Source organism: Streptomyces sp. NPDC050743 (genome assembly GCF_044456925.1).
Lineage (GTDB): Bacteria > Actinomycetota > Actinomycetes > Streptomycetales > Streptomycetaceae > Streptomyces.
Window position 1 is genome coordinate 46,069 of sequence record NZ_JBITGJ010000006.1, and the last position, 25,194, is coordinate 71,262.

At 71.1% G+C, this 25,194-nt stretch carries 26 protein-coding genes and 2 tRNA genes; 18 read left to right on the forward strand and 10 right to left on the reverse strand.

Annotated elements, in window-relative coordinates:
- Positions 1-94: 94 nt before the first annotated feature.
- From ACIBJF_RS09205 to ACIBJF_RS09220, 4 genes are all read left to right on the forward strand, one after another.
- A complete protein-coding gene (locus tag ACIBJF_RS09205) occupies positions 95-415 on the forward strand; it encodes a hypothetical protein (protein WP_399173064.1) in 321 nt (106 codons plus the stop codon).
- A 169-nt stretch (positions 416-584) separates the two neighbouring features.
- Positions 585-953 (forward strand): WhiB family transcriptional regulator, encoded by a 369-nt coding sequence (locus ACIBJF_RS09210; RefSeq protein ID WP_351799421.1) that lies wholly within the window; start codon positions 585-587, stop codon positions 951-953.
- On the forward strand, positions 950-1,273 hold the full coding sequence (locus ACIBJF_RS09215) for a hypothetical protein (protein WP_399173065.1): 324 nt from the start codon (positions 950-952) through the stop codon (positions 1,271-1,273). The genes ACIBJF_RS09210 and ACIBJF_RS09215 overlap by 4 nt, the downstream gene beginning before the upstream one ends.
- A 136-nt stretch (positions 1,274-1,409) precedes the next feature.
- Entirely contained in the window at positions 1,410-1,622 is a 213-nt protein-coding gene (locus tag ACIBJF_RS09220) for a hypothetical protein (protein ID WP_399173067.1), read from the forward strand.
- A 45-nt stretch (positions 1,623-1,667) separates the two neighbouring features.
- Here ACIBJF_RS09220 and ACIBJF_RS09225 read toward each other — a convergent pair whose 3' ends face one another.
- Complete coding sequence (locus tag ACIBJF_RS09225) at positions 1,668-3,044, reverse strand: ABC1 kinase family protein (protein WP_399173068.1); 1,377 nt, start codon at positions 3,042-3,044, stop codon at positions 1,668-1,670.
- On the reverse strand, positions 3,037-4,251 hold the full coding sequence (locus tag ACIBJF_RS09230; RefSeq protein ID WP_399173069.1) for a TOMM precursor leader peptide-binding protein: 1,215 nt from the start codon (positions 4,249-4,251) through the stop codon (positions 3,037-3,039). The genes ACIBJF_RS09225 and ACIBJF_RS09230 overlap by 8 nt, the downstream gene beginning before the upstream one ends.
- A 321-nt stretch (positions 4,252-4,572) precedes the next feature.
- On the opposite strand from ACIBJF_RS09230, the gene ACIBJF_RS09235 reads away from it, so the two are divergent.
- The 4 genes from ACIBJF_RS09235 (at position 4,573) to ACIBJF_RS09250 (ending at position 8,480) form a co-directional block, all read left to right on the forward strand.
- Positions 4,573-5,169: a M48 family metallopeptidase gene (locus ACIBJF_RS09235; RefSeq protein ID WP_399173070.1), complete on the forward strand. Its 597-nt coding sequence runs from the start codon at positions 4,573-4,575 to the stop codon at positions 5,167-5,169.
- Between the two features lie 129 nt (positions 5,170-5,298).
- Positions 5,299-7,014, forward strand: coding sequence for a TerD family protein (locus ACIBJF_RS09240; protein ID WP_399173071.1), 1,716 nt, complete (start codon positions 5,299-5,301; stop codon positions 7,012-7,014).
- A gap of 12 nt (positions 7,015-7,026) precedes the next feature.
- Positions 7,027-7,707, forward strand: coding sequence for an AIM24 family protein (locus tag ACIBJF_RS09245; protein ID WP_399173072.1), 681 nt, complete (start codon positions 7,027-7,029; stop codon positions 7,705-7,707).
- 17 nt (positions 7,708-7,724) lie between these two features.
- The gene (locus ACIBJF_RS09250) at positions 7,725-8,480 is read left to right on the forward strand and encodes an AIM24 family protein (protein ID WP_399173073.1); all 756 of its coding nucleotides are present in this window, start codon (positions 7,725-7,727) and stop codon (positions 8,478-8,480) included.
- 61 nt (positions 8,481-8,541) lie between these two features.
- On the opposite strand, the gene ACIBJF_RS09255 is transcribed toward ACIBJF_RS09250, so the two are convergent.
- Positions 8,542-9,063, reverse strand: a complete 522-nt coding sequence (locus ACIBJF_RS09255; protein WP_399173074.1) for an NUDIX hydrolase — start codon at positions 9,061-9,063, stop codon at positions 8,542-8,544.
- A complete protein-coding gene (locus tag ACIBJF_RS09260) occupies positions 9,060-10,517 on the reverse strand; it encodes a zinc-dependent metalloprotease (RefSeq protein WP_399173075.1) in 1,458 nt (485 codons plus the stop codon). The genes ACIBJF_RS09255 and ACIBJF_RS09260 overlap by 4 nt, the downstream gene beginning before the upstream one ends.
- Positions 10,518-10,709: 192 nt before the next feature.
- On the opposite strand from ACIBJF_RS09260, the gene ACIBJF_RS09265 reads away from it, so the two are divergent.
- The 4 genes from ACIBJF_RS09265 to ACIBJF_RS09280 all read left to right on the forward strand — a co-directional run bounded on the left by ACIBJF_RS09265 (position 10,710) and on the right by ACIBJF_RS09280 (position 13,865).
- Positions 10,710-11,822 (forward strand): SDR family oxidoreductase, encoded by a 1,113-nt coding sequence (locus ACIBJF_RS09265; RefSeq protein WP_351799450.1) that lies wholly within the window; start codon positions 10,710-10,712, stop codon positions 11,820-11,822.
- A 130-nt stretch (positions 11,823-11,952) separates the two neighbouring features.
- Positions 11,953-12,414 (forward strand): molybdenum cofactor biosynthesis protein MoaE, encoded by a 462-nt coding sequence (locus tag ACIBJF_RS09270; RefSeq protein ID WP_399173076.1) that lies wholly within the window; start codon positions 11,953-11,955, stop codon positions 12,412-12,414.
- A gap of 129 nt (positions 12,415-12,543) precedes the next feature.
- Positions 12,544-12,717 (forward strand): hypothetical protein, encoded by a 174-nt coding sequence (locus tag ACIBJF_RS09275; protein ID WP_194294008.1) that lies wholly within the window; start codon positions 12,544-12,546, stop codon positions 12,715-12,717.
- A 50-nt stretch (positions 12,718-12,767) separates the two neighbouring features.
- Positions 12,768-13,865, forward strand: a complete 1,098-nt coding sequence (locus ACIBJF_RS09280) for a PDZ domain-containing protein (protein ID WP_399173077.1) — start codon at positions 12,768-12,770, stop codon at positions 13,863-13,865.
- 70 nt (positions 13,866-13,935) lie between these two features.
- On the opposite strand, the gene ACIBJF_RS09285 is transcribed toward ACIBJF_RS09280, so the two are convergent.
- Positions 13,936-14,478, reverse strand: coding sequence for a PPA1309 family protein (locus tag ACIBJF_RS09285; protein WP_351799459.1), 543 nt, complete (start codon positions 14,476-14,478; stop codon positions 13,936-13,938).
- Between the two features lie 164 nt (positions 14,479-14,642).
- Between ACIBJF_RS09285 and ACIBJF_RS09290 the strand changes: the two genes are divergently transcribed.
- The 4 genes from ACIBJF_RS09290 to ACIBJF_RS09305 all read left to right on the forward strand — a co-directional run bounded on the left by ACIBJF_RS09290 (position 14,643) and on the right by ACIBJF_RS09305 (position 19,825).
- Positions 14,643-17,552 (forward strand): UPF0182 family protein, encoded by a 2,910-nt coding sequence (locus ACIBJF_RS09290; RefSeq protein WP_399173235.1) that lies wholly within the window; start codon positions 14,643-14,645, stop codon positions 17,550-17,552.
- A gap of 41 nt (positions 17,553-17,593) precedes the next feature.
- Positions 17,594-17,667 (forward strand) — tRNA-Met (locus tag ACIBJF_RS09295).
- 204 nt (positions 17,668-17,871) lie between these two features.
- Positions 17,872-19,683, forward strand: a complete 1,812-nt coding sequence (locus ACIBJF_RS09300) for a sel1 repeat family protein (RefSeq protein ID WP_399173078.1) — start codon at positions 17,872-17,874, stop codon at positions 19,681-19,683.
- A 68-nt stretch (positions 19,684-19,751) separates the two neighbouring features.
- Positions 19,752-19,825, forward strand: a tRNA-Met gene (locus ACIBJF_RS09305).
- A gap of 106 nt (positions 19,826-19,931) precedes the next feature.
- Here ACIBJF_RS09305 and ACIBJF_RS09310 read toward each other — a convergent pair.
- Positions 19,932-20,348 (reverse strand): Fur family transcriptional regulator, encoded by a 417-nt coding sequence (locus ACIBJF_RS09310; protein ID WP_351799465.1) that lies wholly within the window; start codon positions 20,346-20,348, stop codon positions 19,932-19,934.
- Positions 20,349-20,504: 156 nt separating this feature from the next.
- Here ACIBJF_RS09310 and ACIBJF_RS09315 point away from each other — a divergent pair, with 156 nt between their 5' ends.
- Positions 20,505-21,956 (forward strand): catalase, encoded by a 1,452-nt coding sequence (locus ACIBJF_RS09315; protein WP_399173079.1) that lies wholly within the window; start codon positions 20,505-20,507, stop codon positions 21,954-21,956.
- A gap of 118 nt (positions 21,957-22,074) precedes the next feature.
- Here the strand turns inward: ACIBJF_RS09315 and ACIBJF_RS09320 are convergent, their stop codons facing one another.
- Positions 22,075-22,470, reverse strand: coding sequence for a cyclic nucleotide-binding/CBS domain-containing protein (locus ACIBJF_RS09320; protein WP_399173081.1), 396 nt, complete (start codon positions 22,468-22,470; stop codon positions 22,075-22,077).
- Between the two features lie 149 nt (positions 22,471-22,619).
- On the reverse strand, positions 22,620-23,420 hold the full coding sequence (gene hisN, locus ACIBJF_RS09325; RefSeq protein WP_399173082.1) for a histidinol-phosphatase: 801 nt from the start codon (positions 23,418-23,420) through the stop codon (positions 22,620-22,622).
- A gap of 153 nt (positions 23,421-23,573) precedes the next feature.
- On the opposite strand from hisN, the gene ACIBJF_RS09330 reads away from it, so the two are divergent.
- Positions 23,574-24,182: a TetR/AcrR family transcriptional regulator gene (locus ACIBJF_RS09330; protein ID WP_399173083.1), complete on the forward strand. Its 609-nt coding sequence runs from the start codon at positions 23,574-23,576 to the stop codon at positions 24,180-24,182.
- Positions 24,183-24,192: 10 nt separating this feature from the next.
- Here ACIBJF_RS09330 and ACIBJF_RS09335 read toward each other — a convergent pair whose 3' ends face one another.
- Both ACIBJF_RS09335 and ACIBJF_RS09340 read right to left on the reverse strand, forming a co-directional pair.
- Positions 24,193-24,792, reverse strand: coding sequence for a hypothetical protein (locus ACIBJF_RS09335; RefSeq protein ID WP_399173084.1), 600 nt, complete (start codon positions 24,790-24,792; stop codon positions 24,193-24,195).
- Between the two features lie 21 nt (positions 24,793-24,813).
- On the reverse strand, positions 24,814-25,137 hold the full coding sequence (locus tag ACIBJF_RS09340; protein WP_351799482.1) for a multidrug efflux SMR transporter: 324 nt from the start codon (positions 25,135-25,137) through the stop codon (positions 24,814-24,816).
- Between the last annotated feature and the right edge of the window lie 57 nt (positions 25,138-25,194).

Here is a 25,194-nt window from a genome sequence, read left to right on the forward strand (position 1 = left end):
GCCTTCTCGAAGGGTCCTGCTCCGTGATGTACTTGCATATCCGAACGGGCTGGTTCACCCCAGTCCCTTGAGGCGCCGAGAGGAGGCGAGTCCAGTGATCAGCATCAACATCAGCACCATCAGCACGGCCAAACTGACCGATCGCTCGACCGTCTCCCTGTGCATGCTCGGCGCCTCCCACCAGGGCACCGGTCTGTCCGGCATTCGTGCCGACCGTCCGGCGTCCTCCCTCGTTCTCTCGGGCCTTCCCGTCCGTGAGCGCAATGAGCGACCGACCAAGGCACTGGAAGCGGTAGCGGCACAGGCGCAGGCCTATGCCTTTGCGGCGGCCGGTGCCGGATTCCGGAAGCAGACGACGCAGCACCACCTGATGTGGGCCTTCCGTGGGCCAAAACCCTGGAGTGATCCAGCCTGATCCGATCAGGCCGGCGCCTTCAGGGCCGCGGAACCCCATCCGGGATCCGCGGCCCTTCTGTTTTCCCCGAACGGGGACGACGGAGTGAAGGGGCCTCGGGACAAAAGAACCCGGTACCAAGCCGACACCCGGTCAACCGGCCGGACCGACCAGACGAGGAAGACCAACCGTGCAACTCGAAGCGCACGCCCCGTCCGTACCGCCTTCGCAAACGATCCCCCCGCCCGGCCTCACGGAGGACCCCACCTTGATCCCCCTCACCGCGCTCACCGCGCTCGACGACGCCATCGAGAACCTCGGGGTACCCGTCCCCTGCCGCTCCTACGACCCGGAGGTCTTCTTCGCCGAGTCGCCCGCGGATGTCGAGTACGCCAAGTCCCTCTGCCGGACCTGCCCGCTGATCGAGGCCTGCCTCGCCGGCGCCAAGGAGCGGCGTGAGCCCTGGGGCGTCTGGGGTGGCGAGCTGTTCGTCCAGGGTGTCGTCGTCGCCCGGAAGCGGCCGCGTGGCCGCCCGCGGAAGAACCCGGTCACGGCATGAACACCGCAGGAACGATCGACCGTCCCCTCACGCACGACCCCCAGAAGCAGGCCCCGATGAAGCCGTCCACCAGCGAGCCCGAAGGCTCCGCGACTCCAGACGTCACCACCTCCGGCGCGACCGAAGCGCGCCAGAACAGGACCCGAGAGATGCAACTCATGCAAGAAGCCCTGGCTCGTGCGCATATGCACGAGCGACACCGTGACGCCGTGCGGGAACGCCGGGCCGTGCGCCTGGCGGTCGCGCAGCGGATGCAGCGCCGGGCCGAGCGTGCCTCGCTGCGCGCCCGGCGCGCGCTCGCCATGGCGGTCATGCAGTAACGATCACCTGCGGAAGCGGTGGCCTCCCGGCCCGGGAGGCGAAGCCTTCTGAAGCGGGGGCCGGTCCGGCCGAACGGACCGGCCCCCGCGGTGCGTTGCGCAGGCGATCCGTGGCCGACGGGGTTATCGTCGCCAGGTGACGAGTCTTCCCGGAGGAAGTGATCAGGGCGGCTCCACTCCGGAGCGCCGCGTGCTCGTGTGCGCCCGCTGCGGCACCCCCGCCCACGGCGCCCAGCCGGCCACCTGGACCTGCTCCGTGGAGAACGGTGTCCGCCAGTACTTCTGCGACCGCTGTTCCAGGGAGAACCTGAGGGCGATCGAGGGGCGGCTGGACTCGTCCTGGTGGTGAGTCGTTCACCCGCGCTGCGAAACGTGCCCTTGCCAGGGGTCCCGGTCAGGCCTCCGCCGCCGTCTCTTCCTCCGTCTCGGCCGGGTCTTCTTCGAGGACGAAGCCCGGCAGCCAGTCCTCCAGTTCCTCGCGCAGCCGTACCGTGGCGCCGAGTTGGCACAGGACGCCGATGGTGCTCAGGGTCACCCGGTGGATCAGCAGGTAGGCGGGCGGCAGGTTGAGCCGTTTGCCCAGCTGGTAGGCGGGGGAGCGGGGGTCGGCGATGCGGGCGGCCTGGTTGCGCATCCAGGTGCGGTTGAAGGCGAACGCCTCGACCCGTGCCGGTTCGATGATCGGCAGCAGGTAGTCGAGTACCGCGTCGGGGTCCAGCTCTATGGACTCCTTGACGAATCCTTCCTCGCAGAGGAGTTCGTAGACCGGCTCGGCCTCGCCGTCCAGTGTCATGCGCAGCGAGATGCCGATCGGTGTCGGCAGACCGCCGGGCAGCCGGTCGACCGTGCCGAAGTCCAGGACGCCCAGGCGCCAGTCGTCCTCGCCGGCCGGGCCACCGGGCAGCAGCCGGAAGTTGCCGGGATGCGGGTCGGCGTGCAGCAGGCCGGTGCGGGCCGGGCCCGAGAAGAGGAACCGGGCCAGGAGCTGGCCGGCGCGGTCGCGCTGCTCCGGGGTGCCGTCGGAGATCACCTCCGACAGCGGGGTGCCGTCGATCCACTCGGTCACCAGGACCTGGTCGCACTGGTGCACCACCGCCGGGACCACCACGTCCGGGTCGCCCGCGAACTCCTCCGCGTGGACGGTCTGGGCCTGCGCCTCCAGGGCGTAGTCCAGCTCCTCGGAGACGCGGTCCCTCAGCTCCGCGATGAGCGGCTTGATGTCCATGCCGGGAATCAGCGGCCCCAACAGGCGGGCGAAACGGCTCAGTTGGCCCAGATCGGAGAGCAGGGCCTCGCCCGCGCCCGGGTACTGCACCTTGACCGCCACCTCACGGCCGTCGTGCCACACGGCCCGGTGCACCTGCCCGATCGAGGCCGCGGCGGCCGGCTTGTCCTCGAACTCTTCGAACAGATCACGCCAGTCCGGTCCGAGCCGTTCCTCCAGCGCCGCGTGCACCGTGCGGGTCGGCATCGGCGGCGCCGCCTCCTGGAGCTTGGTCAGCGCGGCGCGGTAGGGCCCGGCGATCTCCTCGGGCAGCGCGGACTCGAAGACGGACAGGGCCTGCCCGAACTTCATCGCACCGCCCTTCAGCTCGCCCAGTACCTTGAACAACTGCTCCGCCGTGCGCTGTTGCAGTTCCCGGCCGACGATCTCCGCGGACTCACCCACGATCCGCTTGCCCAGCCCCCAGGTCGCCCGGCCGGCGAAGCCGAGCGGGAGCGCGGCGAGCTTGGCGGTACGGGTGACCGCCTTCCGGGGAAGATCAGACATGCGCCCTCCAAGTCCCTGCCGGCCGCGCCGCGCCTGCCTTGCGTCGTCGCTTCGTCGACGGCCGTTGCACCGCCATTGTCTCGCGTGCTTCGCCGCCGGTTGAGGAGTGCTCCCCTTTAGGTCTGTCCGCAGCGCCGCAACCGCATGCCGGATGTGGCCCGACCGGTCGGGCGTGCCAGGTCAGACCGGGTGTGGTCACCTCCCAGCGGGTGCCCGTGCTGGACGGCGACTCCCCGTCGAGGAAGGCGAGCGCGTGCGCCGCGGCCAGTCCGGCGACCGCCGTGGCCAGTGTCAGATCGCAGGCCGCGACCCGGCGGGCCCTGGCGCACCGCCACTGGGCGGCCAGCCGCGGCCAGGCCGGATCCCGGTCCCCGCGCTCGAGGTGCAGACAGCCGGCGCAGGACGACTCGCCGGGCAGGACGAGCGGTCCGACGACTCCGGTGCTCTCGACGGCGCCGGCGTACAGGTGGGGGGTCCCGGAGGCCATGAGCGGCTCGGCGTCGGCCGGGTCCGGGGCGTGCACGGCGACGTCGTCCCGGGGGGCGAGGATCACCAGGGAGAACCCGGGGTCCTGGGCACCGGAGCCGGGGGAGTGGGCGCGGCGCGGCGGGCGGTCGGGTGCCGCACGGCGCACGGCGGCCCGCGCGGCCGTGTCCCGCCGCTCGCCGAGCGACTCGGCGGGCAGCCCGCCCGGCGCCACGTCCCACGGCTCCACGCGCCCCACGTCGCACACGTCGACCTCGCCGACTCCGGCGCCCGACAGTGCCGATGCCAGCACCGCGCCGACCCGTCCCGCGCCCCGCACCTGCACGCGCAGTGCGCGGCGGGCGGCGAGCCGGGCGAGCGCGCCGCCGGGCTCGGCCGTGGTCAGGGACAGCGCGGCGAGGTCGGCGCGCAGCCGCCGCAGGACGTCGGTCCTGGCGCGCAGCGCTTCGGCGGCCGGTCCGCCGCCGCGCGCGTCGTCGACCAGGCCCGCGCGGGTCAGCCCTTCCAGCAGGGTGTCGACCTGGCCGGCCGGGAGGTCCAGGCGGCGGCCCTCCTCGCGGAGCAGGGACAGCCCGCGGGTGCCGTCGAGCAGATCCAGGAAGCCGCGCGTCGCCGGGTCCATCGGCCCCAGTGTCAGCGCGTGCGCCGGGGTCATCCCGAACTGCACGGTCTCGCGATCACGCCAGCCGCGCCGCAGCGCGGGCTTCATCACCGGATGCATGACTGGCCCCCGTATCCCTTGAAAGCATCCCGAACTGAAAGCATCCCGAACATTTCGTCGCCGGTGGAACCGGTCACGCTCCCCCGACGCCTGCCAGCATGCCGTGCCCGTCTGCCTGGTGCCGAGAGCTATCCACAGGTTGGGGGTGTTCGTCACATAAGCGGACTGAACAAACTGCGCCAAACCGGACGTGCGGAGCACCGTAAACCGGATGTGCGGATCAGTCGTAGGAATCACAGGAATCAAACGCAAGGTGGGGGATCGGCATCCAACCGTTCCGGAGCCGGGACTTCGGCCCTGCCCAGCGGGTAACGTCGGGGCGTGCCCGCCGACCCACTGCACCGCGCCGGAAAGCCACAGCGCAGCACGACGAGCCTGCCGCCCGGCGGCTCGGGGGCGAGCGCGATCGAGGTCCGCAGGAGTTCCCGGCGCCGCCGGACGGTCTCCGCGTACCGCGAGGGCGATCGCACCGTCGTGCTGATCCCCGCCCGGATGTCGAAGGCGGAGGAGCAGCGCTGGATCACCGTCATGCTCGACAAACTCGCCGCCCAGGAGAGCAGGCGGGTGCTCGGCGACGCCGAGCTCGCCGAGCGTGCCGAGCGGCTGTCCGCCCAGTACTTCGACGGCCGGGCGCGGCCCGCCTCCGTACGCTGGGTCACCAACCAGAACACGCGCTGGGGTTCGTGCACCCCGGCCGAGGGCAGCATCCGGCTCTCGCACCGGCTGCAGGGGATGCCCGAGTACGTCGTCGACTACGTCCTCTGCCATGAGCTGGCCCATCTGCTGGTCCCCGGTCACGGGCCGGACTTCTGGCGGCTGTTGGAGGCGTACCCGCGCACCGAGCGGGCCCGGGGCTACCTCGAAGGGGTGGTCGCCGCGGAGCGGCTGCCGCATGTGCCGGGGGCGCGCGGGGAGTGAGCCGGGCGCCGTCCGTCCGCCTCCGGGCGCGGTTGTGTACCGGGTCTGTACCGGCTGCCTCCGCTGTCCGACTTTGCCGTTAGCCTGGCGCGACGCACTCACATTCGGGATGGGGGACGGTCGTTACGCATGGCCAGGGAATTCCAACGCGGCCACAAGGCCAGGATCAGTGACCTCACGGCGGGCACGGATCTGTACGTAGGCGTGCAGATCACCGCCCCCGGGCTGACCTTCGACATCAGCTGCTTCGGTCTGGACGCCGACGAGCGCCTCTCGGACGACCGGTACTTCGTCTTCTTCAACCAGCCGAAGTCCCCGGAGGAGTCCATCCAGCTGCTGGGTGCCCAGGCGGGCGACACCGAGTCGTTCCGGGTCACCCTCGACCGTATCCCGTCGCACATCCACAAGCTGTCCTTCACCGCGACCATCGACGGCACCGGGCAGATGTCCCAGGTCGCCCCCGGCTACCTGCGGATCGTGGCGGGCGGCGAGGAGGTCGCGCGGTACTCCTTCAACGGCACGGAGTTCTCCACCGAGCGGGCCGTGATGCTCGGCGACATCTACCTGAAGGACGTGTGGCGGTTCGCCGCCGTCGGGCAGGGCTTCGACGGCGGACTGGACGCCCTGCTGAAGAACTTCGGTGGCGAGGTGCTGGAGGAGGAGGCGCCCGCCGCCCCGCAGCAGCCGCAGACCGGTGCCGCCCCCGGCTTCGCCCCGCCCGCCCAGGCCACGGCCCCGCCCCCGTTCGCCGCCCCGTCCGCCCCCGCGCCGGCCCCCGCGCCCACCCCAGCATCTGCACCGCAGGGCTTCGCGCCGCCGTCCGGGGCCACACCCCCGCAGGGCTTCCCCCCGCCCCCGGCACCGGCCCCGGCGCCCGCGCCCGCGCCGAACGTGCACGCCGCGCCGACGGTCATCGCGCCCCTGACCCCGCCCGCCGGCGGCACCGTCCCGCCGCCCGCCCCGGCCCCGGCACCGTACGGACAGCCCCAGCAGCAGCCGTACGGCCAGCCGCCCCAGCAGCCGTCCTACGGCGGTCAGCCGGCCGCGTCGATGCCGCCGGGCTACGGCCAGCAGCCGCCCTCCTACGGCGGCCAGCCCACCCCGCCCATGCCCCCGGGCTACGGGCAGGTGCCCGGCCAGCAGCCCGGCGGTTACGGAGTGCCGCAGGGCGCCCCGCAGGGCGGTGCCGGTGTGACGGCCGCGCTCCAGGCGTTCAAGGAGACGCCGACCGGGCAGCGCTGGACGCAGCAGAACAAGAAGCTCATCCGCGTCGACCTCGGCATCGGCGGGCAGCCCGTGCTGGCCAGGCAGGGCAGCATGGTGCTCTACCAGGGCAAGGTCGACTTCAGCTACAAGGGCGCCGGGTTCGCCGGGCGGATCGTCGGCAACGCCACCGGCCAGGAGATGCAGCTGATGCGCTGCACCGGCAACGGCCAGGTGTTCCTCGCCGAGAACGCCACCCATGTGCACCCCGTCGAGCTGCAGGGCGACGCGATCTGCGTGTCCGCGGAGAACGTCCTCGCCTTCGACGAGAGCCTCCAGTACGAGGTGCGCCGCATCGAGGGCCACGGCATCCCCGGCGGCGCGCTGTTCACGATGCAGTTCCAGGGCACCGGCACGATCGTCGTCAAGACGCACGGCACGCCCGTGGTCCTGCCGGTCACGCCGACCACCTTCGCCGACTGCAACGCGGTCGTCGCCTGGTCGGCCGCCGCCCAGGTGATCGTCTCCAGCCAGGTCCGCATGCGCCGCAACGCCTACCCGGGCGACACCGGCGAGAGCGTCAACCTCCAGTTCCGGGGCGCGCCCGGTAACTTCATCGTCGTCCAGCCGTACGAGGTCTAAGGGGAGCCCGTCATGAACCAGCCGCTCGCGGGCTACGCCCCCGCACCCGTCACCGCCCGCATGGAGAACCACGGCAGCCACATGCTGAAGGTCGCCATGCAGACCGGGAACGACCTCCTCGCGCGCGTGGGCTCCATGGTCGCCTACGAAGGCTTCATCCAGTACGAGCCCAACCCGCCGGCCGTCCGCCAGATCGCCCGCGACTGGATCACCGGCGAGGGCGCGCCCCTGATGAAGTGCACCGGGGACGGCCTGCTCTACCTCGCCGACTACGGCGCCAACGTCGTCGTGATCAACCTCAACGGCGACGGCATCTCCGTCAACGCCACCAACCTGCTCGCCTTCGACGCCCACCTCAGCTGGGGTGTGGAGCGGGTCAAGGGGCTCGCGAAGTTCGCCGGGCAGGGCCTGTGGAACACGAAGATCTCCGGGCAGGGCTGGGTGGCGCTGACCTCCCGGGGCAAGCCGATCGTCGTCGACTGCGGCGGCGGCGAGGACGAGACGTACGTCGACCCCGACGCGCTCGTGGCCTGGTCGCCGAACCTGAAGGTGAAGGGCAAGCGCAGCTTCAAGGCGCAGTCGCTGATCGGCCGGGGCAGCGGCGAGGCCTACCAGATGGCCTTCTCCGGCCAGGGCATCGTCGTCGTCCAGCCCAGCGAGGACAGCACCGACCGCCTCCGGATCCGGGGCTGAGGGGGAGTCAGAAAGCCATGCAGAGCCCGCTTTTCGCATACAACGACCTCCAGACCCAGGAGCGCTGGAGCCTGCAGAACGAGCAGCTGCTCCGCGTCACCCTGGAGGGCCACGACGACATCCTCGCCCGCAAGGGCACCATGGTCGCCTACCAGGGGCTGATGGAGTTCGACGCCGAGTACCAGAGCAACAACCAGGCACGCGCGCGTGCGTACACCGGCGAGGGTCTGGACCTGATGCGCTGTCACGGGCAGGGCACGGTGTATCTCGCCAACCTGGCCCAGCACGTGCACATCATGGACGTCGAGCAGGACGGGCTGACCGTCGACAGCTCCTACGTCCTCGCCATGGACTCCTCGCTGCACTACGAGGTCGTCGCCGTCGACAGCCTCTACGGCATCTCCGGCTCCGGGAAGTACCAGCTGAACATCACCGGGCGCGGCAAGGTCGCGCTGATGACCTCGGGCGCGCCGCTGCTGATGCAGGTCACGCCGGACAAGTACGTCAACTGCGACGCGGACGCGATCGTCGCCTGGTCCACCGGGCTGCGTGTGCAGATGCAGGCCCAGACGCATTCCTCCGGTGTGTGGCGCCGGCGCGGCAACACCGGTGAGGGCTGGGAGCTGAGCTTCATGGGCTCCGGGTTCGCGCTGGTGCAGCCCAGCGAGCTGCTGCCGCCGCAGAACGCGGTGATCGGGCAGGGCCTCGCCGCGCAGTTCGGCATGGGGCAGCACGGGGCGCGCGGGCAGAACCAGGGGAACGTCTGGAGCTGAGCGAGAGGTAAGGGGTGACCGCTCTGAGCGGTCACCCCTTACCCCGGAGCCGGGTGCGGAATCAGAGCCGGGTGCGGGCCGCCTCCAGCAGACGGACGACCGACTCGTCGGCCACGTCCGCCACCTCGTCGTAGGCGAACCAGCGCAGGTCGAGGGACTCGTCGCTGATCACGTGCTCGGCGCCCGCCGGGGCGAGGGCCGCGTACTGGACGTCGTAGTGACAGTGGCACGGCGCCGGGATCGGATGCCGGTCCAGGCGCACCGGGCCGCCGGGCAGCAGGGTCAGCCCGGGGACACCGGACTCCTCCGTGGCCTCGCGCAGGGCCGCCGCCGCAAGCGAGGCATCGCCCGGCTCGCAGTGGCCGCCCATCTGCAGCCACATGCGCAGCTTCTTGTGCAGGGTGAGCAGCACCCGGCCGCGCTCGGGATCGATCACCAGGGCGCTCGCCGTGACGTGGCCCGCGTGGCAGGCCTTCCACATGCCGTCCGGGTGGGCCGCCAGATGGTCGAGGTAGGCCTGGCGCAGCGCGTCCTGGCCCTCGTACCCCTTCAGCACGAGGACCGCGTCGTCGTACAGGCTCACTCGGCGTCGTCGCCCTCCGTGTCGTCGCCCTTGACGTCGTCGTCCTTCTTGCGCAGGTCCGGCTTGCCGTGCGAGCCGCCGGCCGCCTCGCCCAGCATCTTGTCCAGCTCGGAGAAGTCCAGCTGCTCGCGGTGCACGAAGCCGTCCGGGTCGTCCAGGTCGGTCGCGGTCGGCAGCATGTCCGGGTGGGCCCACAGGCCGTCCCGGCCGTCGACCCCGCGCGCGTCCGTGAGCGAGGCCCACAGGCGGGAGGCGTCGCGCAGCCGGCGGGGGCGCAGCTCCAGGCCGATCAGCGTGGCGAACGTCTGCTCGGCGGGGCCACCGGTCGCGCGGCGGCGGCGCAGGGTCTCGCGCAGCGCGTCGGCGGACGACAGACGCGGCTTCGCGGCCGCGTGGACCACCGCGTCCACCCAGCCCTCGACGAGCGCCAGAGCGGTCTCCAGGCGCGCCAGGGCGGCCTTCTGCTCCGGGGTGTCCTCCGGCTGGAACATGCCCTGCTGGAGCGCGTCCTGCAGCTGCTCGGGGTTCTGCGGGTCGAACTGGCCGACCACGTCCTCCAGCTTGGCGGTGTCGACCTTGATCCCGCGCGCGTACCCGTCGACCGCGCCGAACAGGTGCGAGCGCAGCCACGGCACATGCGCGAACAGGCGCTGGTGGGCCGCCTCGCGCAGGGCCAGGTACAGCCGCACCTCCTCCTGCGGCACACTGAGGTCCTTGCCGAACGCCTCCACGTTGGCCGGGAGCAGTGCGGCCTTGCCGGCCGGGCCCAGCGGCAGGCCGATGTCGGTGGAGCCGACGACCTCGCCCGCGAGCACGCCGACGGCCTGCCCGATCTGCGTGCCGAACATGGCACCGCCCATCGAGCGCATCATGCCGATCAGCGGGCCCGCCATGGCCTGCATCTCCTCGGGCAGGACGTCGCCCATGGCCGCGCCGACCCGCTCGGCGACCGGGTCGACCAGCTCCTGCCAGGCCGGCAGGGTCGCCTCGACCCACTCCGCGCGGGACCAGGCCACCGCGGAGGCCGAACCCGACGGCAGGGACGTCACGTCGTCCAGCCAGAGGTCGGCCAGGCGGACGGCCTCCTCGACCGCCTTGCGCTCGGCCGGGCCGACGCTGGCGTCCTTCGTGCCGTCCGGGGCGCCCTGGGCGACCGTCTGGCGGGCGATCTGCTTGGCCATGTCCCAGTTCACCGGGCCGCCCTCGTAGGAGAGCATCTGGCCCAGCTGCTGGAACGCGGCGCCCAGATCGGTGGGGTTCAGGGATCCGAACATCGCTGCGAGCGGATTGTCGGCGCCGGGGCCGCCAAAGCCTCCGGCTCCTGGCAGGTCGCCGAAGCCGAACGGGTTGGCCGGTCCCTGCCCACCACCGCTCTGCTGGTCCTTCTTCTTGCCCTCGTCGCCGTCTTCTGGCTCCTCCGGCGGAAGGCCGAAACCGAATGGGGTGTCACTCACGGGATTCCTCGGCTGGTAAGGCCACCGGCTTCTCTCCGGCGGCGCGGCTGCCCGACAACACCACCCAGCGTAGACACCCGGACCCGATCGGGCCTTGATGCTTCGCCCACGGCAGGCCTGCGGCAGGATGGATGCACCTGGTACGGGCGCGTCACTCGCGCTCGTACTGAAGACAACCGCTGGAGACGCCCGGTGAGTTCCCCAGATCCGCAGGTTCGCGCAGCGCGAAACCCCTCAACCCCTCCCGCCCTGCGCGGACCCGTCGTGGCGGTCACCGGCGCCGCCACCGGGGTCGGTGCCCTGCTGACCGAGCGGCTCGCGGCCTCGGAGGAGATCAAGCAGGTCGTCGCCATCGACGAGCGGCGCGGCGAGTGCGCCGCCGCCACCTGGCACATCCTCGACGTGCGCGACCCCGCCATCGCGGACAAGCTGCGGGGCGCCGACGTGGTCGTGCACCTCGCGCTCGACCTGGACCTGGAGACCGATCCGGCCGCGCGCACCGCTTACAACGTCCGGGGGACGCAGACCGTCCTGACCGCCGCCGCGGCGGCCGGCGTGCACCGGGTCGTGCTGTGCACCTCGGCGATGGTCTACGGCGCGCTGCCGGACAACGAGCTTCCCCTGTCGGAGGACGCCGAGCTGCGCGCGACCGCCGAGGCCACCGGGGTGGGGGACCTGCTGGAGATCGAGCGGCTGGCCCGGCGGGCGCCGCGGGCGCATCCGGGGCTGAACGTCACCGTCGTACGGCCCGCGGTGCTGGTCGGGGGTACCGACACCGCGCTGACCCGGTACTTCGAGTCGCCGCGGCTGCTCGTCGTCGCCGGGTCTCGGCCCGCGTGGCAGTTCTGCCACGTCGAGGACCTGTGCAGCGCCCTGGAGTACGCCGTCCTGGAGAAGGTCGACGGGGAACTGGCCGTCGGCTGCGACGGATGGCTGGAACAGGAGGAGGTCGAGGAGCTGAGCGGGATCCGGCGCATGGAACTGCCGTCGGCGGTCGCGCTGGGCGCGGCGGCCCGGCTGCACCGGATCGGGCTCACGCCGTCCCCGGCGGGGGATCTTGCGTACACGATGTACCCGTGGGTGATCAGCGGGAGCCGGCTGCACGACGCCGGGTGGCGGCCGCGGTGGACCAACGAGGAGGTGCTCGCGGAGCTGCTGGAGGAGGTCTCCGGGCGGCACACGGTGGCCGGGCGGCGGCTCGGGCGCAAGGACGCGACGGCCGCGGGCGCCGCGGGGGCGACGGTCGCCCTGCTGGGCGCGGCGGCTGTCGTACGGCGGGCCCGCAAGGCCCGGCGGCGGGCCTGAGCCGGGCCTGGGCCGGACGCAGTGATCCCCGTGCCCGCGGCCGCGTCGTAGGAGCATCCAAGACGCCCCGCGCGCGTGCCTGGTGAAACTCGTATTCCCCGGTGTCACAGGCGTGCGGCACGATGGGGGTATGGCACACGCGAACGAGCACCCCGGTGAGCAGGCGGCACAGGATCCCATCAGGTTGATCGGTGTCCGGGAGACCGCGCTCTCCGCGGACGAGGTGTTCCAGGCCGTCGGGGACGACGCGGCCGGGGGCATCGCCCTGTTCGTGGGGACCGTGCGCAATCACGACGGGGGTGCGGACGTGGACGCGCTCGGGTACTCCTGCCATCCCAGCGCCGAGGCCGAGATGCGGCGGATCGCCGAGAAGGTGGTCGCAGAGTATCCGGTGCGGGCGCTGGCCGCCGTGCACCGGGTCGGGGACCTGCGGGTCGGGGATCTCGCCGTGGTCGTCGGCGTCGCCTGTCCGCACCGGGCCGAGGCCTTCGACGCCTGCCGGAAGCTGATCGACGACCTCAAGCACGAAGTGCCCATCTGGAAGCACCAGAGATTCTCCGACGGTACGGAGGAATGGGTCGGCGCCTGCTGAGCTGGGTCACTCGGAGCACACGGGCTACCCCGTGTTGCGTAACCGGCACCCTCGCGTGAGCGTTGTCAGTGCGGATGGTTAATCTGCTGATCAGTCAGTTGCGGACGCTCATGGCGTTGGGAGGTCGGCATGGGGGCGCTTGTCTGGCTGCTGATTCCGCTGGTGGCCGCGGTCGGCGGCGGGCTGTGGAGCAGTTGGGCCAATCGGACTCGCAAGGTGCGCGGCGACGGCCCGGAACTGGACGGATATGCCCGGTTCCGCGAGGCCATGGAGAGATCCCACACGGGTGCCGGCGGTGCGTGACGAGGGTGCCCTGACGGTGCGCTGACAGCGGCGTCCCGTACTGTCGTGGCATGCCACGCCGCACCGCGACGATGCTCGCCTCCACCCTGATGCTGATCGCGCTCCTGTGCGCGGGAGTGCTCATCCCCGTGCCGTACTCGGAGATGTCTCCCGGCCCGACCGTGAACACGCTCGGGGACCACGACGGCGAGCCGGTGCTGCAGATCACCGGGCACGACACGTACAAGACCAGCGGCAACCTGAACATGACGACCGTCCGGGTCACCAGCGCGGACTTCCGGATGAACCTGGTGGAGGCCGTCTACGGCTGGCTGGACCACGACACCAAGGTCGTCCCGCACGACACGCTCTACCCGAACGGGACGACCGAGGAGCAGTCCTCGCAGCAGAACGCCGAGGAGTTCAGCCAGTCCCAGGAGAGCGCCAAGGTCGCCGCCCTGAAGGAACTGGGCGTCCCGGTGAAGTCCTGGGTGATCGTCTCCACCGTCGTCAAGGACTCGCCCGCCGAGGGCAGGCTGCACGCCGGTGACGTGATCAAGGCCGTCGACGGCACGGCCGTGAAGCAGCCCTCCGACGTCGCCAAGCTCGTCACCAAGCACAAGCCCGGGCAGAACGTCGTCTTCACGGTCGTCCCCGCCAAGGAGCAGGCCGCCGCCGAGAAGGCGCACAAGACGGCGACGAAGACGCGGGACGTCACCATCACCACGGCCACCTCCGACGACAGCGGCGCCAAGCGGGCCATCGTCGGGATCTCCGCCGGGACCGACCACACGTTCCCGTTCGGCATCGACATCAAGCTCGCCGACGTCGGCGGGCCCAGCGCCGGTCTGATGTTCGCCCTCGGCATCTACGACAAGCTGACCCCGGGCAGCCTGACCGGCGGCAAGTTCGTCGCCGGCACCGGCACCATCGACGACAACGGCACCGTCGGGCCGATCGGCGGCGTCGAGATGAAGACCGTCGGCGCGCGCGAGATGGGAGCCCGGTACTTCCTGACGCCCGCCGACAACTGCGCGGCCGCCGCCAAGGACACCCCGGGCGGGCTCACCCTGGTCAAGGTGAGGAACATCGGCGACGCGCTCGACGCGCTGAAGGACATCCGCAGCGGGAACACCGCCGCGCTGCCCAAGTGCACCACCAAGAGCTGACCGGCCCGTGACACGGCTGGGGGCGCCCCCGAGGCAGGGGCGCCCCAGCGCCGTACCGAACCGGGCGGGATCAGTCCTCGAACGTCGCCGCCAGGGCCGCGGCCAGGCCGGGCACCAGGTCCGGGCCGGTCAGGACCTCCGTCGGGGAGTCCTTCTCGCGCAGCCGCAGCGCCGACTCGCGGCCTCCGTCGCGCAGCACCGCGACCGTCATGCGCACCTCCTGGCGCTCGGGGTGGTCGGCCACCCACTGGGCCAGCTTGGCCTCGCTCAGGTTCTCCGGGACCTGAGCCTCGGCGGACGGCGGCAGCATCAGGCGCTCCACCGAGAGCGCGCAGCCGGCCACCGCGTCGGGCCAGGCGATGGTGCCGAGGAACTCGTCCAGCGGCTTGCCGGACGGGATCTCGTCCTGCTCGATCGGGGTGAGACCGGTGGAGGCGGACTCGTCCTCAAGGCCCAGCTGGGCCGCGAGCGCGGGTTCCTGGGCCCGCAGCCGTGCGGTGTCGACAAGGGCGAAGAGGCGAGCGGGCTGGTCCCAGCCGAGGCCGGAGACGTACTCGTCGATCTCGAGTACGGCCCGGGTGAGCGGGCTCGCTGCCATGGGAGTGTTGGACATGGTCACAATCCTGCCTCGTTCCCCGGCCGAATCGGGAACCGAGGAACGCGTGAGTAAGTTGCATAGGTGTGGGTCCGCGATCACGGGGGGCCACGGCGGGTCCGCGAACACGAGGGCCTGACGGATCGACAGCGAACTTCGAGGTGCGCACCTTGGCTTTCCAGATGCCGGACCGCGGCGGAGGCCCGACGGGGCCGCGGATCAGAGCGGGACGACCGTCCCGGGGTGTCCGGACCCTGCTCGTGACGCTGGGCGTCCTGGCCGTCCTCGGCATGGCGTTCACCATGTTCGCGGGCTTCTGGACGGACTGGCTGTGGTACCGGTCGGTGCACTACTCGTCGGTGTTCACGACCATGCTGTGGACCAAGATCGGACTCTTCTTCGTCTTCGGTCTGCTGATGGCGGTCGCGGTGGGGGTCAACATCTGGCTGGCGCACCGCCTGCGGCCGCCGCTGAGCGCCATGTCCATGGAGCAGCAGAGCCTCGACCGCTACCGGATGGGCATCGCGCCGTACAAGAAGTGGCTGCTGCTCGCCGTGGCCGCGCTCGTCGGGCTGATCGCCGGCGCCTCCGCGGCCGGCCAGTGGCGTACCTGGCTGATGTGGGTCAACGGAGTGCCCTTCCACCAGAAGGACCCGCAGTTCCACCTCGACGTCTCCTTCTACGCCTTCGATCTGCCCTGGTACCGCTTTCTGCTCGGCTTCGGCTTCGCCGCCGCCATCCTGTGCCTGATCGCCGCCGCGCTCACGCACTATCTGTACGGCGGGCTGCGCGTCACCAGCCCCGGCGCGCGGGCCACCGGCGCCGCGACCGGGCACCTGTCGGTGCTGCTCGGCATCTTCGTCGCCCTGAAGGCGGTCGCGTACTGGCTCGACCGGTACGGCCTCGCGGTCAAGTCCAGCGACTTCAAGGCGACCGGCAACTGGACCGGTCTGCGCTATGTCGACGCCAACGCGTATCTGCCAGCGAAGACCATCCTGTTCTGCATCGCCGTCATCTGCGCGCTGCTGTTCTTCGCCACGCTGTGGCGGCGCACCTGGCAGCTGCCGGTCATCGGCTTCGGCCTGATGGTCCTCTCGGCGATCCTGATCGGCGGGCTGTACCCGGCGATCGTGCAGAAGTTCCAGGTCCAGCCCAACGAGCAGGCCAAGGAAGCCCCGTACGTCCAGAAGAACCTCAAGGCGACCCGCGAGGCGTACGGCATCGACGACACCAAGGTCACCGAGTACGCCGGCAAGTCCACGGCCTCGGACAAGACCGGGCTGCCGGGCGACGCGGACGACACGGCGAGCATCCGCATCATGGACCCGAACATCGTCTCGCCGACGTTCCAGCAGCTGCAGCAGATGCGGAACTACTACGGGTTCCCGACCAACCTGGACGTCGACCGGTACCCCACCAAGGACGGCAAGGAGCAGGACACGGTCCTCGGCCTGCGCGAGCTGAACCTGGACGGGGTCCCGAAGAACAACTGGATCAACGACCACTTCCGGTACACGCACGGCTACGGCGTGGTCGCCGCCAAGGGCACCGAGGCCGGCGACGGCGAGCCGGTCTTCACCGAGTCCGACCTGCCGTCCAAGGGCGACCTGCCCCGGTACCAGCAGCAGATCTACTACGGCGAGAAGACCACCACCTACTCGATCGTCGGCGGCCCCCAGAAGGAGGTCGACTACTCCGACGACAGCGGTGAGAAGACCACCAGTTACACCGGCAAGAGCGGGGTCAACCTCGACAACCCGCTCAACCGGGCCGCGTACGCGGTGGCGTTCAACGAACCGCAGATCCTCTACTCGGGCGCGATCGGCAAGGGTTCGCGGATCCTGTACAACCGCACGCCCAAGGAGCGCGTCGAGGCGGTCGCGCCCTGGCTGACCATCGACGGCGACGCCTATCCGGCGGTCGTGGACGGCCGTATCCAGTGGATCGTCGACGCGTACACGACGTCGAACGGCTTCCCGTACTCCTCCCGTACGACCCTCGGCGACACGACGGCCGACTCGCTGACCGCCACCAACAACAACCGTGCGGTGGTGGCCCAGCAGAACCAGGTCAACTACATCCGCAACTCGGTGAAGGCGACCGTCGACGCGTACACCGGCAAGGTCAGGCTCTACCAGTGGGACACCCAGGACCCGGTGCTGAAGACCTGGATGAAGGCCTTCCCCGACACGGTGCAGCCGCGCACCGCCATCTCCGCGGACCTGATGGCCCATCTGCGCTATCCGCAGGACCTGTTCAAGGTGCAGCGCGAGCTGCTCTCGCGCTACCACGTGACGGACGCGCAGACGTTCCTCAGCGGCAGCGAGGTGTGGCAGGTCCCCGATGACCCGACCAACGACTCGGGCAGCGCGGTGCCGCCGTACTACCTGAGCATGAAGATGCCGGACCAGAGCGGTCAGGCGTTCTCGCTGACGACGACGTTCACACCGAACGGACGCGACAACCTCAGTGCCTTCATGGCGGTGGACTCCGATCCCCGCAGCGGCGACTACGGCAAGATCCGCATCCTGAAGCTGCCGACGAGCACGACCATCGACGGCCCCAAACAGGTCCAGAGCAAGTTCAACTCCGAACAGGACATCGCGGAGACCATCAGCCTGCTCAGCCGGGGACATTCGAAGGTCGAGTACGGCAATCTGCTGGCCGTGCCACTAGACGGCGGACTGCTGTACGCGGAGCCCGTCTACGTCCGCGGTGGTGAGCTCAAGTACCCCTTGCTGCGCAAGGTCCTGGTCACCTACAACGGCAAGACGGCCTTCGAGAACAGCCTGGACGAGGCGCTCAACAAGGTGTTCGGGGTGCAGGGTTCGACCACCCCGCCGGACACCGGCACCATCAAACCGCCCACGTCCTCCAACCCGACCGTCCAACAGGCCCTGGACGACGCACAGAAGGCGTACGACGCCGGTCAGAAGGCCCTGCAGGAGCCGAACGGACCGGACTGGGCCGCGTACGCCAAGGCTCAGAAGGACCTGAAGGAGGCGCTGCAGCGGGCGCAGGACGCGGAGGCCAAGGCCGGCCAGTCCGACGGCGGCAAGAACGCCGACAAGAGCACCAAGAAGGGCACTTGATCAAGGGCACCTCGCGTCGTGGTACGGTTGACCTGCAACGGCGCGGGGTGGAGCAGCTCGGTAGCTCGCTGGGCTCATAACCCAGAGGTCGCAGGTTCAAATCCTGTCCCCGCTACTGAAGTCGAAGGCCCGGATCCTTGAGGGATCCGGGCCTTCGTGGTGTGCGAACTCATGTACTGGGGGGAGGGACGGCCGCGCCGCCGTGGGGAGGTGAGGGGGGTGTGTTTGACTTGTCGTCCTGTGGGCATGTCGACAAAACGCTGAAGTGACCTCACGGGCTGCGGTATACCAGGTGTACCCAGGTGCAGGTGGTGCGACGATGGACGTTATGGGGGACAAGGCAACTCTGTTCGAGTCAGGGCGATTTGTGCAGCCTTCCGGTGAGGAACCCTCCCGTGACGAGATGGCCGACATGGGAGATGCCGCCGAGGAGGTGCGCCTCGGACTCGCCGCGCAGAGCGGCGACGCCGAGGCGGCGAGCGTCCTCGGAGCCATGCTGCTGCGCCGCGGCGACCTCGACGGAGCCGAAACCCATCTGCGGGCCGCCACCGCTTCCGGCGACCGGGCCGCCGCCAACAACCTGGGTGTCCTGCTGCACCAGCGCGGCTACCCCGAGGAGGCCGCCGGCTGGTGGCGCATCGCCGCCGTCGCCGGCTCCGCGGCCGCCGCGCACGCCCTGGGCCGCTACCACCGCGAGCGCGGGGACGAGCCCGCCGCCGAGTACTGGCTGCGCCAGTCCGCCGAGCAGGGCCACGTCCTCGGCGCCTACGCGCTCGCCGACCTGCTGGAGCACCGCGGGGACGTCGGCGCCGAGCACTGGATGCGGGCCGCGGCCGAGCGGGGGCACCGGGAGGCCGCCTACCGACTGGCGCGCACGCTCGACCAGCGGGCCGGGCGCGAGGACGAGACCGGGGCCGACAACGCTGTCGCCGAGGCCGAGCAGTGGTACCGCCAGGCCGCCGCGCGCGGCCACCGGCGTGCCGCGCTGCACCTCGGGGCGATCCTGGAGAAGCGGGGGGAACTGAAGGAGGCCGGGCGCTGGTACCTGACCTCCGCCAAGGACGGCGAGTCCCGGGCCGCCTGCGCGCTCGGCTTCCTGCTGCGCGACGCCGGGGACACCGAGAGCGCGGCCGTGTGGTGGCTGCGCGCGGCCCAGGAGGGCGACGGCAACGCGGCCAACGCGCTCGGCGCGCTGCACGCCGAGCGCGGCGAGACCCAGACCGCCGAGCGCTGGTACCGGGCGGCGCTGGACGCCGGTGACGACAACGGCGCGTACAACCTCGGGCTGCTCTGCGCCGAGCAGGGACGGACCGCGCAGGCCGAGCAGTGGTACCGGCGGGCCGCCTACGCCGGGCACCGGGAGGCCGCCAACGCGCTGGCCATCCTGCTGCTCCAGGGCGGCGACACCACTGGCGCCGAGCCGTGGTTCTCCAAGGCCGCCGAGGCCGGCAGCGTGGACGCCGCGTTCAACCTCGGCATCCTCTACGCCGGACGCGGCGAGGAGGCCATGGCGCTGCGCTGGTACGAGCGGGCGGCCGCCGCCGGGCACACCGAGGCCGCGCTCCAGGTCGCGATCGCCCGGCTGCGCGCGGGTGATGAGCAGGAGGCCGAGCGGCATCTGCGGTGCGCGGCGGGCGGGGGCAGCGCGGAGGCGGCGTACCGGCTGGCCGCGCTGCTCGACGCGCGGCGGCCGCCGGAGCCGGCGCACGAACTGGGCGAGATCGTGCACGAGAAGACCGAGTGCGAGGAGTGGTACGAGCGGGCGGCGACCCAGGGGCACCGGCGGGCGCAGGTGCGGGTCGGGATGCTCGCGGCGGCGCGCGGGGACGTGGTCGAGGCGGCGCGCTGGTACCGGGCGGCGGCGGAGGCCGGGTCGCGCAACGGCGCCTTCAACCTCGGGCTGCTGCTGGCGCGGGAGGGTAGCGAGCCGGAGGCCGCGGTGTGGTGGACGCGGGCGGCGGGCGCCGGGCACGGCCGGGCGGCGCTGCGGCTGGCCCTGGTCTACGCGCGTCGGGGGGAGCTGGCGGAGGGGCAGCGGTGGGCCGATCGTGCGGTCGCGCTGGGGCCGGCGGAGGTTTCGGAGCGGGCGGGGCGGTTGCGGGACGCGCTGCGGGAGGAACTCTCGGCGTGAGCCCGGACACGTCCCCGGTAACTGATTTGCTTCCGCCCACCTCCCTCACGTAATGTCGTGTTCACCGACGCGGGGTGGAGCAGCTCGGTAGCTCGCTGGGCTCATAACCCAGAGGTCGCAGGTTCAAATCCTGTCCCCGCTACTGAAGGCCGAGGGCCGGAATCCAGAAATGGGTTCCGGCCCTCGGTCGTATCCGGGAGCAGCGCAGAAAAAAAAGAGGGGGCTTTCGCCCCCTCTCCGGCGTTCGCTTACGCCCGCGCGCAGTCCGGGCACAGTCCCCGGTACGTCACCTCGACGTCCGACACCGTGAAGCCGAAGCGTTCGGTGTCGGGGAGGTCGGCGAGCGGGTTGCCCGTGGGATGGACGTCACGGATCGCGCCGCAGTGGGCGCAGACCAGGTGCTGGTGCGGCCGGTGCGCGTTCGGGTCGTAGCGCTTGGCGCGTTTGTCCGTCGTGACTTCCAGCACCTCGCCGAGCGTGACCAGCTCACCCAGCGTGTTGTAGACGGTGGCCCGGGAGATCTCGGGCAGCTTCGCGACAGCCCGTGCATGGACCTCGTCGGCCGTCAGATGGACATGCTCGCCGTCGAGGACCTCTGCGACGACGCGCCGCTGCGCGGTCATCCGCCATCCGCGTCCACGCAGCCGTTCCAGAAGGTCGCTCATGCACACCAGCCTAACAGCAAGGGGGACCAGGACGGGAATAGGTGTGAGATTGGATCGACCTTTGACTTAGAACTTGTCCAATGTAGGATTCGGAACGGCTTTGGCCATAGGACAGGACTGGTACAGGACCAGTCAGTAGTGACGCAGGAGGCGCGCGTGACGCAGGGACCGCTCACCACGGAGGCCGGTGCTCCGGTCGCCGACAACCAGAACAGCGAGACGGCGGGCGTCGGCGGACCGGTCCTCGTCCAGGACCAGCTCCTGCTGGAGAAGCTCGCCCACTTCAACCGGGAGCGCATTCCGGAGCGGGTCGTGCACGCACGCGGCGCCGGTGCGTACGGCACCTTCACGGTGACCGCCGACGTCACCCCGTACACCCGCGCCGCCTTCCTCTCCGAGGTCGGCAAGGAGACCGAGGTCTTCCTGCGCTTCTCGACGGTGGCGGGCAACCTCGGCGCGGCGGACGCCGTCCGTGACCCGCGGGGCTTCGCGCTGAAGTTCTACACCGAGGAGGGCAACTACGACCTCGTCGGCAACAACACCCCGGTCTTCTTCATCCGGGACGCGATCAAGTTCCCGGACTTCATCCACACCCAGAAGCGCGACCCGTACACCGGCTCCACGGAGGCCGACAACGTGTGGGACTTCTGGTCCCTGTCACCGGAGTCGACCCACCAGGTGACCTGGCTGTTCGGCGACCGCGGCATCCCGGCGTCCTACCGCCACATGGACGGCTTCGGCTCGCACACCTTCCAGTGGAACAACGCGGCAGGTGAGGTCTTCTGGGTCAAGTACCACTTCAAGACCGACCAGGGGATCAAGAACCTCACCGCCGAGGAGGCGGAGGCGCTCGCGGGCAAGGACCCCGACTCGCACCAGCGCGATCTGCGCGAGGCGATCGAGCGCGGGGAGTTCCCGAGCTGGACCGTGGGTGTGCAGATCATGCCGGCGGCGGACGCGGCGGCGTACCGCTTCAACCCGTTCGACCTGACCAAGGTCTGGCCGCACGCCGACTACCCGGTCATCCAGATCGGCCGGCTGGAGCTGAACCGCAACCCGCAGAACATCTTCGCCGAGGTCGAGCAGTCGATCTTCAGCCCCGCGCACTTCGTGCCCGGCATCGGCCCCTCGCCCGACAAGATGCTCCAGGGCCGCCTCTTCGCGTACGGCGACGCGCACCGCTACCGCGTCGGCATCAACGCCGACCACCTGCCGGTGAACCGTCCGCACGCCGCCGAGGCGCGCACCAACTCCCGTGACGGCCACCTCTACGACGGCCGGCACGGCGGGGCCAAGAACTACGAGCCGAACAGCTTCGGCGGGCCGCAGCAGACGGGCCGGCCGCTGTGGCAGCCCGTCTCCGTCGACGGTCCCACCGGCAACCACCCGACGCCGGCGCGCGCCGAGGACGACGACTTCGTGCAGGCGGGCAACCTCTACCGGCTGATGTCGGAGGAGGAGAGGGAGCGGCTGGTCGCGAACCTGGCGGGTGCGATCTCGCAGGTCTCGCGCGAGGACATCGTCGAGCGCGCCGTCGGCAATTTCCGCAACGCCGACGCCGGCTTCGGCAAGCGACTGGAGGCGGCGGTTCAGGCGCTGCGCGGCTGAGCCGGCCGTACCGGGTCTGCGGCACGTCCGTGTGCCTCCCCGGTGCCTCGAGGGCCTGGGGGGCGACCCCAGGCGGGCCGGACCCCACGGTGCTCGGGGTCCGGCCCGTTCCGCGTGGTCAGAGCGCCGGTGCGGGCTCGCGTACCGGGGCCCAGCAGCGGATGAGGTCGCGGACCGAGACGATTCCGGCCACCTCGCCGCGGTCGAGGACGACCAGGTGCCGGAAGCCGCCGTGGGCCATGGCGCGTGCGGCCTGCTCCAGCGTCCAGGTGGGCGCCGCGAAGACGACGTCGGTGGTGGTGTGGGCGTGGGCGCGTTCCTTGTCGGGGTTCTGGCCGAGGCCGACGGAGTTGAGGATGTCGCGTTCGGTGAGGATGCCGATGCCGCCGGCGTCCGGGTCGAGGACGACGGCGGCACCGACGCGGCGGGCGGACATCAGGGCGGCTGCCTGGCGGAGCGTGTGGGCGGGGCCGACGGTGAGTATCACCGTGCTCATGGCGTCACGGACGAGCATGGATGGGGCCACCTCCTCGGAATCCGGGGCGCTAGTTCCCGGATTCACAAATTCACAAGTGGGGGTAGCCTCAGAGTGACAGGTAAAGCACGGGTCAACAAGGGGGCGCGCGATGTCAGTTGAGGGCGTACCGCGCGTGCCCTCCCTGCTCAGTGGCCCGGGTTGAGATACCCCAGCAACTCGTCGTGCAGCAGACCGTTGGACGCCGCCGCGTTGCCGCTGTGCGGACCCGGGCGGCCGTCGAGGCCGGTGAAGGTGCCGCCGGCCTCCGTGACGACGATCGCGTTGGCGGCCATGTCCCAGAGCGACAGCTCCGGCTCCGCGCAGAGGTCCACGGATCCCTCGGCGACCATCATGTACGGCCAGAAGTCGCCGTACGCGCGCGTGCGCCACACCTGGCGGGTGAGGTCGAGGAAGCCGTCGAGGCGGCCCTGCTCCTCCCAGCCGGAGAGGGAGGAGTAGGCGAAGGACGCGTCGGCGAGTTTGCCGACGCCGGAGACGTGGATGCGGGACGCGGAGGTCAGGCTGCGGCCGGTGAAGGCGCCGTGGCCCTTCGCGGCCCACCAGCGGCGGCCGAGGGCGGGGGCGGAGACGACGCCGACGACGGGCTGGTAGCCGCCCTCGCCCGCTTCCATCAGCGCGATGAGGGTCGCCCAGACGGGGACACCGCGTACGTAGTTCTTGGTGCCGTCGATGGGGTCGATCACCCAGCGGCGGGGGCCGGAGCCCTCGATGCCGTACTCCTCTCCGAGGACCGCGTCTCTCGGGCGGGCGCGCTGGAGGTGGCCGCGGATCAGTTCTTCCGCCGCCTTGTCCGCCTCGCTCACCGGGGTCATGTCCGGCTTCGTCTCCACCTTCAGGTCGAGGGCCTTGAAGCGCTCCATCGTGGTGGCGTCGGCGGCGTCCGCGAGGACGTGGGCGAGACGCAGATCGTCGTGGTAGTCCGGCATGTGAGGAACGGTATCTGCCGGGGTCGGTACGGGGCTACCAGGGCAAGGGGCGGTGTCGGGGGCGTGTGGTGCCGGCCGAACCTCCGCGAACCCTTGACAGTGCATACAAGCGCGTCAAATCTGGGCGCAGAGCCGCTCCGCCCCAGGGAGGCGATGATGCCTGCTGCCCGGGAGTCCCTACTGGACGCCGCCTACACGGCGCTCGCGCGCCGGCCGTGGTCCGCGGTGCGGATGGTCGACGTGGCCGCGGCGGCGGGCGTGTCCCGGCAGACCCTCTACAACGAGTTCGGCAGCAAGGACGGGCTGGCCCGCGCGCTCGTGCGGCGGGAGGCCGACGGCTACCTCGCCGGAGTCGAGCGGGCGCTCGCCGGACCGGGCGAGCCGAGGGAACGGCTGATCGCCGTCGCCGAGTGGACGCGCTCCGCCGCGCGGGACAACGTGCTGGTACGGGCCATGCTCACCGGCTGCTGGAGCGAACGGCTGCCCGCCCCACCGCCGGCCGCCGTACCGTCCTCCTCCTCGGTGCCGGCCCAGCGCCGCGCGGACGGCCCGCTGCCCACGCCCCGCGACTTCGTGCGGATCGTGCGGGACCGTGCCGTCATCGCCCTGACGGGCCCCACCGCCGCCTCCGCCGACCCCGCCGAGCTGACCCGTCCCTGCGAACTGGCCGTACGCCTCGCCCTGTCCTGCGTCGCGGCACCACCGGGGGAGGGCGGCGTGGCGGAGCTCATCCAAGCGGTCGTCCCACGTCAGCCGGTGTGATTCCCAGGTCTCAGTACGGTCCGCCCCGGAAGTACCGGGCGCCGTACGGCCGGGCGTGGTCGCCGTGCTCGTGGGCGGCGTCGGACCGGTCGGCGGGAGCCGAGCGTTCGGACAGCGTGCGCAGCCGCTCCAGGCCGGCCAGCACCTCGGCGCGATGGCCGGCCTCCTTCGTCCACCGCGGCAGTCGCGGGAACATCGCCCGTGTGGCCCCGGTGCCGCCCTCGCGCAGCGTGGCGCCGACGTAGGCGGCCAGCGCGTCGACGTGCGCCGCGTTGTAGGCCCACAGGACGTGGCCCGCACAACGCGTCTGCAGCCACAGGGGGCGCAGGAAGAACGGCTCCTCGGTGCCGCCGAGTTGCGCCGCGACCAGACCTCCACCCCGCACGGCCGCCTCCCACTCCGCGCTGGCGCCGCACGCCGCGCACGTGAGCCGACGGGGCCGGAACAACAGTTCGGAGTAGTACTGGAGGGCCGGAAGACCGGGGCGCTCGGTCACGTCCGCCCGGCCGCCGCAGCGGGGGCAGACCACCAGAATGCGGTCGGCGAACCGGGCGAGCCATTCCCCCTGGTCGCGATGCCGGCGGGGGCCGGTGCTCTGTTCGGAACTCATGAGAACGTCCTCGGACACCCCTCAGTGCGCCGACCCCGAAAGCTGCAGCCCGATCACCCCGACGATGACCAGGCTGATCGAGACGATCTTCAGGGTCGACACCAGGTCGCCGAGGAAGACCATGCCGTAGATCGCGGTGCCGGCCGCGCCGATGCCGGTCCACACGGCGTAGGCGGGGCCGACGTCGAGCTTCTTCAGGGACAGGGTCAGCAGGCCGAAGCTGCCGAGGGCGAACGAGGCGAAGGCGATGGTCGGCCAGAGGCGGGTGAACCCGTGCGAGAGCTTCAGGCACACGGCGAAACCGGTCTCCAGAAACCCGGCCACGATGACCAGCAGCCACGCCATGTGTGGTCCTCCCGTTGATCCGGATCTCCGGCTCGGTGCGATTATGCACTTACCGAA